Genomic DNA, 15,175 nt, shown 5'->3' with positions numbered 1-15,175 from the left:
ATACACAACCTGTCGGTATCCGTATCGCACGATTTGGTGAACGCCTGCATAAGAAGGGAGGAAAGTACAGGTAACAGGCAAGCGGTCTATGAATAATAGGAAGTGTCGGCTGATCCCATAAAAGTCCCATTAGATGAGGAGAACAAAAAAAGATGACAACATCAAAGAAATGGAATAAAAGAGGTTCCCGCGCTCTGGCAGCCTCGTTGTCGATTGCGCTGGTTACTGCCAACTTTGCGGTGCTTGGGCCAGTGGCCCATGCGGCTGTAGCGGAGAATGACGGCTCGGAACAAATTTTCACTTCAGATAAGTACCGGAGCTTCACCAAGGATAGCGGATCGGTAAAATTAACCTTCCCGGAGCTATTTATAACCGCAGATCCTGGTGAAATGATGACGGGCGCAACGGTTGTCATTAACGGGTACAAGCAGGGTGACCAGATTACGTTCGTAACAACTGGTACAGAAATTACAGTTAAATCCGGCGCGGGGAACGGTGTCTATATATTAGAAGGCGGAGCTTCAACTGCAGAGTATCAGAGCGTATTGGAAAATGCCGAATTCACTATGACATCACCAGGAGAGCGCAGTCTGACCTTCGGCCTTGGTCCTGTCCCGGCCTTTAATAAAAACGGCCATTTCTATGAGTATGTGGCGGAAACCAGCGTCAAGTGGCCGAAAGCCAAGGCGGATGCCGAGAAGAAGAGTTATTATGGACGCCAGGGGTATCTGGTGACGATTACTGACCCGGATGAGAACGCTTTTATTGTCGATAAGACTCCAGTAATTGGCTGGATTGGCGGGAAAGATGTGGCTCGTGAACAAAATGAACAACAAAACGATAGGGCTACTACGCGCGTTTCCACCTTGCAGAACATTGAAAAATATAAAGGCTACGGCGATTGGCGCTGGGTAACCGGACCGGAAGGATTGGTGCAATTCGAAGGCAAATCAGGACTTCGTTTTTACCAGGGGTACCTCGCCGATGGAGGAAAAAATGATGCCGCCGAGGTTACCGATGCAACTTACGGCCCTATGTACGCTAATTGGGCTCCGAATGAGCCCAATGATAAAACATATGAGCATGTGGTCCATATTTATTCAAGCGGTCCTAATAAAAGTAAATGGAATGATTATCCAACTAACTCCCAGGGGGTGCATGCCTACCTAGTTGAATACGGCGGCATGCCAGGAGATTCCACCACCAGCATTAACACAACCATTACACTGCTGGACAAAACACCGCTGAAAACGGATGCTACTACAGCGCAGGGCTATCTGAATACTGCTCCGCAGACCTATACAAAGGAGTCTCTGGCTGTTCTTCAAAAGGCAACAGATGCTGCCAACGCTGTTCTTGATAATGACCATGCTACCCCGGAAGAAATCGAAGCTGCCCGCAAGGGTCTGGAGGATGCAATTGCCGGGTTGGTTAAGCAGCCGCCGGTAGCTAACAGCGCAAGCTATACAGCCGGAAGCAACAATCAGGTGTCTATCAAGTTCGACAAGGACATCAAGTTTAACGCGGACGATGCGGATACTACAGATGACTTCAGAGTAACATTGGACGGAAAATTGGTCGATGTTACGAAGGCTGTAGTATCCGACGAAGATCCAAGTGTCATTATTCTGACCCTGGCCAGACCGTTGTCCAATGACCCTGTGGTTCGAATCGAATACAATGCCGCAGAGTCGGCAATCGAGGCTCAGACGCCGGGGAAGGAGCCAGTGTCCGACTTTACGCTGATCGCTAACGGTCCGTTCGGTGACTCTTTGCAGATTCAAGAGCCTGCGAACGGAACCGAGGTATACGGAGCAGACTTCCCGCTCCCGGTAACCGGACAAGCTGCACTGGACTCGGTAGTTACGGCTGCCGTCTATAAAGTGGACGTTCATCCTAATGCCTATCTGTTCGATCTTGAAGTAGGCATTACGGTAACTGATGATGTCTATAAGTGGGACACCAAGCTGCCGGGACCGCTGGCACCAGGGTCCTACCATGTAGCGGTGACTTCTACCAAGACATTCGGTGATGAGGTAAGAAAAGAAACGAAGCTGGTACCGTTCACCGTGCCGCAGCTGGAATTGACTCATGTGGCGGTAAATGAAGGACAGCCGGATCATGCTGTGCTGACGTTCAACCAGCCTGTAGGTTCTGCTTTGACCGATGCTGATTTCACCGGGCTTACCGTCGATGGACGGAAAGTGATTGCTGTGAAGTCCGTACAGGGCGATAAAGTAGAAGTCGTTCTGGAGGAAGCGCTCGGTCCAGATGATGCATTGGTCGTAGGGTACGACCCTGCTGCCGGTAATGTTACGGCTGAAGGCAATGTCCTGAACGAATTGAAGCCGATTCAGGCAGGCGACCAGTCCGGCATTACGAAGGATAATAATGTGATTCCGCTTCAGCTCGTTGCTGCTTATCCCGAAGCCGGCAAGCTCAAGCTGGTATTCAACAAGCCAATCAACGACTTGACCGATCTGTCAGGATTCACTTACGGCGGTGTGCCGCTTAAGGAGCCTTTTGAGATCAACGGCAATGAACTGATCGTGTCCATTCCGGAAGATCATAAGGGCGGACTGTTGAGCTACGATCCAGAGCTTGGCAACGTAACGGAGAATGGCAACAAGAATAACCCGCTTACGGGTCTGCAGCCGGGAATTGATCTTGGCGGAGATTCCAAGTATATCTCAGAGGCAGGCAAGCTGCCTGAGAACGGTCTGGGATTATCCGTTGGGGACAAGCCGGTATCCTTAAGTCCGGGCTTCCAGCCGGATGTACCAAGCGGCTATCAGGCGACCGTGCCTAACGAGACCGGTACCATCGCCCTGAATCTTGCCCCGGCAGGAGATAACGATACACTGCGCAAGGTTAGCCTGAACGGTGTAGAGGTCCCTGACGGTGACTGGAGCAAGCTGCCGCTTCAGGAAGGGCTGAACATCATTCAGGTGGATATTGTGGATGCGAAGCGTCCGGGCGTTAAGCTGGGCCAATACCAGATTCAGGTCATCCGCGCAAGCGGGAAGCTGGTCTCCCTGGAGCCTTCAAGCGGCACCCTGCAGCCGGAGTTCAAGCCTGAAACTACAAGTTATGATGTAACTGTAGGGAACAGTGTATATGAAATGTCATTCAAGCCGGTAACACTTGACCCGGGTGCGGTGGTAACACTCAGCATTACCGGTGAAGCGCCGGTAGAGGTGAAGAACGGCGAATGGAGCAAAGCGCTCCCTCTGAAAGTAGGCAAGAATGAAGTTCTGGTTACCGTCAAGGATTCCGCAGGTGGAACGAACACCTACACCATGATCATTACCAGAGAACAGCCTGTTTCCAGCGGCGGAGGCTCCGGCCCTGCTCCTGCACCGGATACTGCCAAAACCGAACTCATCCAGGTGGATGTAGCCATAGGCGGTGCCAATGCGGTGGGGATCACGAAGGTACCGGTTCAGCGGACGACGCACAGCAACGGAACCATAACTGATCTGGTCCGCTTCACCAAGGATAAGGCTGAAGAAGCGGTGAAGAAGGCGAAAGAGACGGGACAAAGCATTGCCCGTGTAGTCATCCCGGATGCGGCGGACAATGTCAGCGAAGTGAATGTCCAAATTCCGGCGGAGACCGCAAATTTGCTGAAAGAAAATGGGATTGTACTGGAAATCTATACGGAGAACGCGATTGTGCGTGTTCCGAATGAATCGCTGGAAGGCACCTTACAAGACTTCTATTTCCGGCTGGTGCCGGTGAGAAGTGCAACAGAGCGGAATGAAATCGAGAAAAGAGCCACGCTCGAAGCTGTGGTCCGTGAAGTGGCCAAGGACAACAAAATCGAAGTGGTCGCCAGACCGATGACCATCGAGACGAACCTGTCCAGCCGCGCAGTAACCCTGATTCTGCCGCTAAGAGATGTGAAGCTGCCTGCGAATGAAGCGGCGCGTAATGCATTCCTGGCACAGCTCGGTATTTTCATTGAACATACCGACGGCACGAAAGAGGTTGTCAAAGGCAAAGCGGTTACCTATAAAGAGGGACTGCTTGGACTGGAATTCTCGGTAAGCAAATTCAGTACCTTTACGATTATCAACTTCAATAATCAGTCGCCTGCTACGCATGTATCCTATATCGTTGGCTTCCCGGATGGCGAATTCAAGCCGGACGATCGGGTAACGCGCTCGCAGATGGCACTCATGCTTGCCCGGAATCTGGGCTATGATGCTAGTGCGGCTGTAGGCAATCCTCCCTTCCCGGATGTCGCTGTCCGTCATTATGCGGCAGCAGCCATTGCCTTTGTGAATACACAGGGCTTGATGAAGGGTGATCCGGCCGGGAAATTCCGGGGGAATGCACCGATTACGAGAGCAGAGATGGCCGCTGCTGCTGCCAACTACCTGAAGCTTGCAGTACCGGCAGATGGTAAGTCCAGCATGAGCGACACCACCGGACATTGGGCACAAGGCGTCATTGAAGCCAATGTGAAGGCGGGCTTGCTCAAAGGCTACCCGGACGGCAGCTTCAAGCCGAATGCTTATCTGACCCGTGCGGAAGCTGTAGTCATTGTTAATCAGATGTTTGGCCGCGGTCCGCTCCATGGAGCAGATGCGGTGAAATTCCCGGATGTCTCCAAGAATCATTGGGCCTACCTGGATATCCAGGAGGCTGTCATCGACCATCAGTACCGGGTCGACAGTGAACAGAAGGAACAACGGGTTACAGAATAAATGGATAGGGGTTGGAGGAGAGATCATTCTCCTCCAACCCCTAAATCATTAAATTTGAAGTATAATGGTTATAACACCTTACCGATTTCCAGCTGCGAAGGAGATCCGAATGAGAGCAATCCTGATTGACGATGAAGAATTGGCACTAAAGGCTTTGGAACGCCAATTGCATGCACTTGGTGATTTTGAGATTATCGGCAAATATACCGATCCGCTGCTAGGGCAGCAAAAGGTGGAGGAGACCGAGGCCGACATTGTGTTTCTCGATATCCATTTACCGGAGCTGAGCGGGATTGAGCTGGCGGAGAGGCTACTGGAGCGAAGACCCGATCTGCAGGTTGTATTCGTAACGGCATATGATAAGTATGCGATCAAGGCTTTTGAGCTGAATGCCCTGGACTATTTGCTTAAGCCGATTCATATGGACCGTCTGAAGCTTACAGTGCGGAGATTGAATGCTCAGCAGAAGCCTGGCCTGGCAGCCCGGGCAACGTCAGCGCAGACAAGCTGGAGGATGCTGATGCTCGATGCCTTCCGGATCTACGAAGGGAGTCAGGAGCTTCCGTCACTGCAATGGAGAACGGCGAAGGCGCAGGAAATCTTCTTTTATCTGCTGCATCATCGCGGCAAAGTGGTCAGTAAAGCGACTCTAATTGAGCTAATGTGGGCTGATTTTGATCCGGACAGGGCCTATCCGCAGTTATATACTGCTGTGTATCATATCCGCAAAATGCTGGAGCCTTTCAGCAGAGAACGGATTCTCCTGCAAAATACGGCGGACGGCTATCTGCTCAAGCTGGATGGGATCTGCCTGGACGTTGATGAGTTTGACCGCTTTATCCAAGCGGGGTTAGAGCTGTCGAATGACACACTGCCTGAATATGAACGAATCCTGAAGCTGTTCAAGAGCGAATATCTGGAGGGGTACGATTATGTGTGGGCGGAGCTTGAACGGCAAAGATTCCAGCTGCAGTGGATTCGGCTCAAGCTGAATCTGGTCCGCTGGTATATGGGGAATGCAGAATATGAACAGGCCTTCAAGCATATTGAACAGGTGTGCACCCGCTATCCGTTAGAGGAGCAAGCGCAATTATTGTACATGCAAATATCGGATAGCATGGGCTTTCATTTTCTGGTGCAAAGACAATATGTATTACTGGAAACGGTTATGGAAGCAGAGGTTGCGGAGAAACCGAGCCGGGAGATTGTCAAATGGTATAGGGATTGGGACAACAAGCGTCAAAAAGGGTGAATCCGTGGATTCATCCTTTTTGCCCTATCTAAATTATGATATATTTAATCTTGAATGAACTGGTTCTGCAAAGACCCGACGAAGGAGCACCCCATGACCCAATTTGTCTACAAGCAGATTATTGCTGACCTCAAAACGAAGATCTTTGCCGGGCAGTACGCCGATATGAAGCTGCCGGATGAGCGCAGTCTCAGCGAGGCGTATCAGGTTAGCCGCAGTACCATTAAGCGTGCGCTGATGAAGATGGAGAGCTCGGGCATTATTTTCAAGAAACGCGGCTCCGGCACCTTCATCAATCCGCTATACATAAAGAACGATTCGATCTTCAATTACGAGGGCTCTAACCTGGGGGTGTCGGATAACTTCCAGATGCACGGCAAGAAGCCGGAGATCAAGGTGCTGAGCTTCGAGGTCATCCGGCCCACGGAGGAGCTTCAGCGGGATTTGTTCCTGATGCCCCATGATTTCGTGTATAAGATCGTGCGTCTGCGTCTGTTTGAAGGTGCGCCCTTCATGATTGAGACGGGATATATTCCGATCAAAATTGTGCAAAATCTCGACCAGACGATTATCGAGGGCTCGATTTTTCATTATCTGGAGGAGTCGCGCAATCTGGCGGTGACTAAATCCTTTTTGTCTATTTTTGCCGAGCCTTCGCTGCCGAATGACCAGGAGCTGCTCCATCTGAAGGAGAATGAACCCGTAGGGATTATGGAAGGAATCTTCTTCCTGGATAACGGCACGCCGTTTGAATTCTCGCATATGCGCTTCCATTATGAGTATCTGAAGTTCAACACGTTCGTGTCTGTGCATTAACGGGTGGACGTTGTAAATAGCATAACTGAGGTATAGCAGGCCGGGAGGAGTCCCGGTCTTTTTGGCATCTTTTCGGACATAACAAATTAATCCATAAATATAAAAAAGAATATAATTTTGTGCGAATTTTGCAGCGAATTTCATACTATGTTCAAAATTTCACAATATTGGACCGTATTAATTTCTAAAAAGATTGAATTTCTGAAATGCCGATGTATGATGTAACTGTAGAAGTGATACATTCAAAATACAAAGAAAAAGATTAGGGAGTGGAAGACATGGGATTAACAATCGAACAGGTGGATTATTCCTCGAAAACGTATCTGGAAAAGCTTGACGCTTACTGGCGTGCAACGAACTACATCTCCGTAGGCCAGCTTTATTTGAAGGATAATCCGTTGTTAAGAGAACCGCTGAAGGATGCAGATGTCAAAGTGAAGCCGATCGGACACTGGGGCACCATCCCTGGGCAGAACTTTATCTATGCGCACCTGAACCGTGTAATCACTAAATATGATCTCAACATGTTCTATATTGAAGGCCCGGGCCATGGCGGTCAGGTGATGGTATCGAACTCTTATCTGGACGGAAGCTACACTGAAATCTACCCCCAGATCACCCAAGACATCCCTGGTCTGAAAAAGCTGTTCAAGCAATTCTCTTTCCCTGGCGGTGTAGCCTCCCATGCTGCTCCTGAAACACCTGGATCCATTCACGAAGGCGGCGAACTGGGTTACTCCCTGTCGCACAGCGTGGGTTCGATTCTCGATAACCCTGATCTGATCTCTGCAGTAGTTGTAGGTGACGGCGAAGCAGAAACCGGCCCTCTGGCCGCTTCCTGGCTGTCCAACCGGTTCATCAACCCGATTACAGACGGTGCTGTATTGCCGATTCTGCATTTGAACGGCTTCAAGATCAGCAACCCTACCATCCTCTCCCGGATGAGCAGAGAAGAATTGACCGCATATTTTGCCGGAAATGGCTGGGAAGCATTCTTCGTAGAAGGCGAGAACCCGGATCTGATGCACCCGGAAATGGCGAAGGTGCTGGATACGATCGTAGAGAGAATTGCCGCAATTCAGAAGAATGCCCGTGAAAATAATGATACTACCCGTCCTGTATGGCCGATGCTGGTCTTCCGTACGCCTAAGGGCTGGACTGGTCCCAAAGCATGGGACGGCGTGCCGAATGAAGGCTCCTTCCGTGCCCACCAGGTGCCGATTCCGGTTGATCAGAAGAACATGAAGCATGCTCCGGCATTGCTTGAATGGCTGAACAGCTACAGACCTGAAGAATTGTTCGATGAGAACGGCCGTCTGAACGCGGATCTGGCTGAGCTGCTGCCAACCGGCGACAGACGTATGGGGATGAACCCTGTAACGAATGCCGGCAAGCTGATCAAAGACCTGCACAAGCCGAACTTCCGCAACTACGCCCTGGATAATTCCGTTCCGGGTCAAGTGATTGCACAGGATATGGCCGTGCTGGGGAAATACCTGAAAGAGGTTGTTACGCTCAACGAAGAGAACCGCAACTTCCGGATTTTTGGACCGGATGAGACTATGTCTAACCGTCTGGGACCTGTATTCGAAGTGACCAAGCGCCAATGGATGGATGCCATTCAGGAACCGCAGGATGAATTCCTTGCTCCATACGGCCGTGTCATTGACTCCCAGTTGTCTGAGCATCAGGCGGAAGGGATTCTGGAAGGGTATGTCCTGACTGGGCGCCACGGATTCTTCGCCAGCTATGAAGCGTTCCTGCGCGTGGTTGACTCGATGATTACCCAACACTTCAAGTGGCTGCGTAAGGCGACAGATCAGACCTGGAGAGAAGATATTCCTTCCCTGAACGTGATCGCCACATCGACCGTATTCCAGCAGGACCATAACGGTTATACCCACCAAGATCCGGGTCTGCTCGGCCATCTGGCTGACAAGAAGCCTGAATTCATCCGTGAGTATCTGCCGTCCGATGCGAACAGCTTGTTGGCTGTCTTCGACACGATCCTGAATGACCGTCAGAAGATCAACCTGATTGTATCCTCCAAGCATCCGCGTCCGCAGTGGTTCTCGGCTGACGAAGCTCAGGAGCTGGTAACTAAAGGCCTCAAGATCATTGACTGGGCCAGCACCGACAAAGGCGGAGAGCCGGATCTCGTCATCGCTTCTTCGGGTACAGAACCAACTATGGAAGCCTTGGCTGCCATCTCGATCCTGCATGAGAAGCTGCCTGAGCTGAAGATCCGTTACATTAACGTAGTCGATCTGCTGAAGCTGAGAAGTCAGAAGCTTGATCCGCGCGGCTTGTCTGACGAGGAGTTTGATCAATTTTTCACAAAAGATAAACCGGTCATCTTCGCCTTCCACGGCTATGAAGGCCTGATCAAAGACCTGTTCTTCGACCGCCACAACCATAACCTGCATGTGCATGGCTACCGCGAGAATGGCGACATCACTACACCGTTCGATATGCGTGTCCTCAACCAGATGGACCGCTTCGACCTCACGAAGGAAGCTGTGCTGAGCCTGCCGGAAGCAAGCAAATACCAGTCCATCGCTGACGAGATGGATGCCATCGTGCAGAAGCATCATGCATACATCCGCGAAGAAGGCATTGACCTTCCAGAGGTTGAGAACTGGGTATGGAAGGCTTTGAACTAAGGTTAGGACGATAGAGTTATTTCATTAATAATATAGAAGGCTTGAATCAAGGAGCGCTCCGGTTAGTCATGTTGATGGCTGCGGGGCGCTTTTTGTATCCGATGATTGAAGTTGGATGTCCGGGATCGATGAGGTCTTCGGCGCTTCCGGCTGCAATGCTCTCTTCCGCTGCCCCGCAGAAAGTACAGGCACACCGCCCCTCCCATTCATCTCCACCATGTGCTTCCAGTAGCGCTTCGGCATCAGTGAGGAACGCAGCCGGTCGTTGTAGCGCTCCTTGATGCCGATGGCATTGTAGAAGCCAGTCCATAAGCGGCGGTACGCTTCCTCCGTCTCATCGGGCTCGGGCGGGGTCCAGCCGTTTAACGGCACGATGGCCTCCCGTCCGGGCTCATGAATCAGCGCAGCTCCGTGCGTCTGATCGTAGATCATGAAGCTCTCCCCCTGGAACCGGTCGCAGAAATGCTCCTGGATCACAGGCAGCACATAGCCCTGCGGTTCAATGACTGCGGCCATGACCGGTCCGTATACGGAGAAGCGGACGAAGCCTGTATACAGATGCGCTTCATGCCGGAGCTGCTGTACGGCCTTCATTAGTGTGTTCACCGTGTCGTCGGCCAGCATATTCATCACCTTGCGGCCATGCTGGAAGCCGAGATACAGGAAGTTCAACAGCAGCATTTCCTTCTCGGGAGCGCAGCTCCAGAAGCCCAGACGCACCAGTTCTTCGGCCTCCCGGCTGATCCGCAGCGGCAGGGATTTCAGTACCCGTGCTGCCTTGTCCTTGTCAGTCTCGATCCATTTGGCCTCCAGCAACAGCCCCTGCTCTGCATCTGCGGAATGTATCGTTAACGGAGTCTCCTTCCAGGCATAGCTCTCGAACACACAGCACAGCAGGCCCTCGAAGCTTCCATCATAGGTGTACGCCAGTGCGGACGGCTTGAACATCAGGCCTTCGCCCCCTTCTTGAGCAGGTTCCAACTATCTGCTGCCGGAAGTGCTGACAGGTTGAAGTCGTCGAACAGCGTGAGTTGCTCCACCTGCGGCTGCTGGAGAGCGAGCTGCTCCCCGGACATGAGTGAGCGAAGCAGGGTGTGCTCGCTTACCTTCAGTCCCTCCAGCGGTTTGTCCTTACAGGTGATGAAGAACTGAGCACGCTTGAGGACCACTCCCAGCTTCTTCAGCGCATGGAAATCGAGCGCTCCGGCCCGTCTGGCCTTCACGATCCGCTGTGCGCTTCTTACGCCGATGCCGGGTACACGCAGCAGCATTTCGTAAGGGGCGCGGTTGATCTCAACGGGGAACTGCTCCCGGTGGTTAACGGCCCAACTGCATTTGGGGTCCAGCAGCGGATTGAAGTTCGGCACGGCCTCATCCAATAATTCATTCGCCTTGAAGCCGTAGAAACGCAGGAGCCAATCGGCTTGATAGAGCCGGTGTTCCCGCAGCAGCGGTGGCTTGGTGTCGAGAGCGGGCAGGAGGGAATCCTCCACAACCGGGGTGTAGGCGGAGAAGAAGACGCGCTTGAGCGAGTATTTGCGGTATAATCCCTCCGTCAGATTAAGAATCTGGTAATCCGTATCTGGCGTTGCCCCCACGATCATCTGGGTGCTCTGTCCGGCCGGAGCGAAGCGGGGCGCGTGATTATACCGGACGATATCGGAGCGGTTCTCCTTGATCCGGCTGCTAATCAGCCCCATCGGCTTCAGGATGGATACCTTGCTCTTATCGGGGGCGAGCCGTCCGAGACTCTCCTGCGAGGGCAGTTCGATGTTGACGCTCATGCGGTCGGCGAGCAGCCCAAGTCTGGACAGCAGGGCTTCGTCTGCTCCAGGGATGGCTTTTACATGAATATAACCGTTGAAATGATAGACATTGCGCAGCAGCTCAAGTGCGCCGATTAACTGCTCGGTGGTGTAGTCGGGACTGCGCATAATGCCTGAGCTGAGAAATAATCCTTCTATATAATTACGGCGGTAGAATTGCATGGTGATATCTGCGATCTCTTCGGGGGTGAAGGCCGCCCGGCGAATGGGGTTGGACTTGCGGTTGATGCAATAGGCACAATCATATACACAGCCGTTGGTCATAAGCACCTTCAGCAGCGAAATACAGCGGCCGTCCGCCGCGAAGCTGTGGCAGATGCCCATCGCAGGGGTGTTGCCGAGCGTCCCGGCCTGGCCCTTACGGTCGGAACCGCTTGAAGTGCACGCCACATCGTATTTGGCTGAAGCGGTCAGAATCTCTAGTTTCTCCATTACATCCACGGTCTCAATCCCCCTCATATGTGAGCATTATATATCGAACGTACGTTCTTGTCAAAGCGTAATCCACCTCCCCGGCCGCCTGCAAAATGTATGCGCATTCCTTCTTGTGCTATAATAGAAATTGATGGTTCATGGAATGAGGAATCATGCGATTATTGAAAATCGGGTTAGGAGTGTTGCTAAAGTGAGAGGATATAACATATGGCGGCCTATCATGCTGATAGCCGTCGCGCTGCTGACAAGACAGCTAGTGACAAGTGTGTGCCTGATGTTCGGCATGTCGCAGGAATCGGCAGGCAGTGTAGCCATGCTGGGCATGATCGTTGCTGCTCTTATTATGTACAACCGCATGATGAAGGGCCGCCGCCGCAGATAAAATAAACAGAAGATCCGGACGTATTTATTCAGGCGCAGCGGATTGCATAGGAACAGGCTTGAAAGACGCCCGCACAGGTGTCTTTTTATTTTTAGAGCGGTGCTTGAATAATATGGCTGGAGCTTATATTCTTAGAAGGATATGCTATATGCAAGACCATACAGATTCAAGGTAACGTACATTCCCTTCGGGAGGGCGTTATTTATAGAATCAACCCACAGCATGGGAAATGAACATACAGGAGGAAACCAATTGAGTACACAGAACATTGGAGTGCCGTTAGAGGGTTTTGCAGAATTTAGCCGGACGGTAGCCGCAGAAGGCGCGGTACTGCTTAAGAATGAGGGACAGGTGCTTCCGCTGGGTAACGGTGAGAGCGTTGCTGTTTTTGGCAGAATACAGGTGAATTATTACCGCAGCGGTACTGGATCGGGCGGTAGCGTTCACGTTGCATATACGACGAACCTGCTGGATGGACTGCGCAGCAAGAAGAACATTAGCGTGAATGAAGAACTGGCTGCAGCCTATGAGGCCTGGATCGGGCTTAACCCGTTCGATGACGGCGGCAAGGTATGGGCTGCGGAGCCGTGGAACCAGAAGGAAATGCCGCTTACGGACGAGCTGGTGAAGCAGGCACGAAGCCAGTCAGCCAAAGCGGTTGTGGTTATAGGACGTACGGCGGGCGAGGATCAGGATAATGCCGATACCGCAGGCAGCTACCGGCTGACGGAAGATGAGAAGGCGATGCTTGTCTCGGTTACGGCTCATTTTGAACAGACGATTGTGGTGCTCAATGTGTCCAATATCATGGATATGAGCTGGGTGAATGACGCCGCTTATGTGAATCCTATCTCTGCTGTGATCTATTCCTGGCATGGCGGCATGGAAGGCGGCCACGCGATTGCCGATGTTCTGGCCGGAGAGGTTACGCCAAGCGGCAAGCTGACGGACACCATCGCGTATTCCATTGAGGATTACCCGTCGACCCGCAACTACGGCAATGAGTTCAAGAACCTGTACGAGGAAGATATCTATGTAGGCTACCGCTATTTCGAGACCTTCTGCCCCGATAAGGTTCAGTATGAATTCGGCTACGGGATCTCGTACACGACCTTCAAGCTGGAGCCGGAGGAAGCGAAGCTGGTGAACCAGGCGGGCGAGCCGCAGATTGAAATTGGTGTAACTGTAACGAATACGGGAGCGGTGTATACCGGTAAAGAAGTAGTGCAGGTGTATTACGAAGCGCCGCAGGGACAGCTGGGTCAACCGGCCAAAGCGCTGGCAGCTTTCGCTAAGACCAAGCTGCTCGAGCCTGGTGAGTCTCAGCGCCTTACTGTGAGCTTCCCGCTCCATTCCATGGCTTCCTATGATGACGCTGGTGTGACCGGGCATGCTTCCGCTTATGTGCTCGAAGCCGGTACCTACCGCTTCTATGCAGGCACCAGTGTCAAAGCGGTGTCAGCAGTGCTTCTGGACGGACAAGAAGGTTATGTGCTGGAAGAGCTTAAGGTTGTGGAACAGCTGGAAGAAGCAATGGCACCTACTGAGAGTTTCATGCGGATGAAGCCGGGTGCCCGTAAGGCAGACGGTTCGTATGAGCTTGTCTCGTCTGAGGTACCTACACGCAAGGTGGATCTGGCGGAGCGGATTGAACGCAATCTGCCGCAGACGCTTGCGCAGACCGGTAATCAGGGATATACCCTGAGAGATGTCCATGACGGAAAAGTCAGCATGAGCACCTTCATTGCCCAGCTAAGCGACCAAGACCTGGCGGCGATTGTCCGGGGCGAAGGAATGAGCAGCCCGCTGGTAACTCCGGGTACGGCTTCGGCGTTCGGGGGCGTCAGCGACAGTCTGTTCAGCTACGGCATTCCGGTTGCAGCTACAGCGGACGGCCCATCCGGTATCCGTATGGACAGTGGAGCGAAGGCTACACAGGTATCGATTGGCACCCTGCTCGCCGCTACATGGAACGCAGAACTGGTGGAAGCATTGTATGTCATGGAAGGCCAGGAATTATTGCGCAACCAGGTGGATGCGCTGCTGGGACCAGGGCTGAATATCCGGCGCAGCCCGCTGAACGGGCGCAACTTCGAATATTTCTCCGAAGACCCGCTGATTTCGGGGATCTTCGCTGCCGCATGCACACGCGGAATTATGAAGGGCGGCTCTAATGCGACGCTGAAGCATTTTGCCTGCAACAACCAGGAGAAGCACCGCAGTAAGGTCGATGCTGTCGTATCGGAACGCGCGCTTCGTGAGATCTACCTGAAGGGCTTCGAAATCGCAGTCAAGCAGGGTGGGGCCAATTCGATCATGACCTCCTACAACCCTGTGAACGGGCATTGGGCGGCTTCAAACTATGACCTCAACACCACGCTGCTTCGCGGCGAATGGGGCTTCCAGGGGATCGTCATGACCGACTGGTGGGCGATTATGAATGATGTGGTGAACGGAGGGCCGGCAGACCGTAAGAATATGAACTGGATGGTCCGTGCGCAGAACGATGTGTACATGGTTGTCAGCAACTATGGGGCAGAAGTGAACGCTTATGACGACAACACGATCGCATCTCTGGAGAACGGTACCCTTACCCGCGGGGAGCTTCAGCGCTGCGCAATCAACATCTGTGAGTTCATCATGAAGGCGCCGGTGTTCTCCAGAAAGCATGAGATTATTGAAGCGGTCGATACGTTCAAGGCTGATCTGGCTATCGCGGCTGAGCATGTACAGGTTCTGAGCGAGAACGCACAGGTAACGCCTGCGGTGTCCGGGCCGACCTACATTCAGGCTGACGAGGCGGGCCAGTACCGCATTATTGTCAGCATCATGTCTCCTGAGCCTGAGCTTGCGCAGAGCGCCTGCAACCTGACTCTGAATGGACAAGCGGTAACCACCATTCAGACGAACGGAACGGAAGGCCGGTGGATCAGACAGAAGCTGGTCAAGGTTGAACTGGAAGCCGGACGGTATGAGCTGAAGCTCGACTTCGTCAAGCCCGGTCTGCAGATTGAATGGATTGAATTCAAGCAGGTATAGCATCAGCACCATAGGATCAGCAACCATTGATAGCACCAGCATCAAGACAC

General features: G+C 52.4%; 8 protein-coding genes. 6 read left to right on the top strand and 2 right to left on the bottom strand.

Annotated features, from left to right (window positions below; all coding sequences use genetic code 11):
• Positions 1–152 precede the first annotated feature (152 nt).
• The 4 genes from C162_RS34040 (at position 153) to C162_RS03520 (ending at position 9,443) form a co-directional block, all read left to right on the top strand.
• The gene (locus C162_RS34040; RefSeq protein ID WP_051493200.1) at positions 153–4,712 is read left to right on the top strand and encodes an S-layer homology domain-containing protein; all 4,560 of its coding nucleotides are present in this window, start codon (positions 153–155) and stop codon (positions 4,710–4,712) included.
• Between the two features lie 109 nt (positions 4,713–4,821).
• On the top strand, positions 4,822–5,964 hold the full coding sequence (locus C162_RS03530; RefSeq protein WP_036691307.1) for a response regulator: 1,143 nt from the start codon (positions 4,822–4,824) through the stop codon (positions 5,962–5,964).
• 93 nt (positions 5,965–6,057) lie between these two features.
• Positions 6,058–6,780 (top strand): GntR family transcriptional regulator, encoded by a 723-nt coding sequence (locus tag C162_RS03525; RefSeq protein ID WP_036691306.1) that lies wholly within the window; start codon positions 6,058–6,060, stop codon positions 6,778–6,780.
• Between the two features lie 278 nt (positions 6,781–7,058).
• Positions 7,059–9,443: a phosphoketolase family protein gene (locus C162_RS03520; protein ID WP_036691304.1), complete on the top strand. Its 2,385-nt coding sequence runs from the start codon at positions 7,059–7,061 to the stop codon at positions 9,441–9,443.
• A 66-nt stretch (positions 9,444–9,509) separates the two neighbouring features.
• On the opposite strand, the gene C162_RS03515 is transcribed toward C162_RS03520, so the two are convergent.
• Positions 9,510–10,391, bottom strand: a complete 882-nt coding sequence (locus tag C162_RS03515; protein ID WP_084648805.1) for a TIGR03915 family putative DNA repair protein — start codon at positions 10,389–10,391, stop codon at positions 9,510–9,512.
• Entirely contained in the window at positions 10,391–11,701 is a 1,311-nt protein-coding gene (locus C162_RS03510; protein WP_235218341.1) for a putative DNA modification/repair radical SAM protein, read from the bottom strand. Before C162_RS03510 ends, C162_RS03515 begins: the two co-directional genes overlap by 1 nt.
• Before the next feature lie 223 nt (positions 11,702–11,924).
• Here C162_RS03510 and C162_RS03505 point away from each other — a divergent pair, with 223 nt between their 5' ends.
• Positions 11,925–12,086: a hypothetical protein gene (locus tag C162_RS03505; protein ID WP_235218339.1), complete on the top strand. Its 162-nt coding sequence runs from the start codon at positions 11,925–11,927 to the stop codon at positions 12,084–12,086.
• A 252-nt stretch (positions 12,087–12,338) separates the two neighbouring features.
• A complete protein-coding gene (locus C162_RS03500) occupies positions 12,339–15,125 on the top strand; it encodes a glycoside hydrolase family 3 C-terminal domain-containing protein (RefSeq protein WP_036691299.1) in 2,787 nt (928 codons plus the stop codon).
• The last annotated feature ends 50 nt before the right edge of the window (positions 15,126–15,175 follow it).

Source organism: Paenibacillus sp. FSL R7-269, from assembly GCF_000517865.1.
GTDB lineage: Bacteria > Bacillota > Bacilli > Paenibacillales > Paenibacillaceae > Paenibacillus_AQ.
Note: the sequence above shows the minus strand (reverse complement) of the source record. Positions and strands in the feature narration are given on the sequence as shown.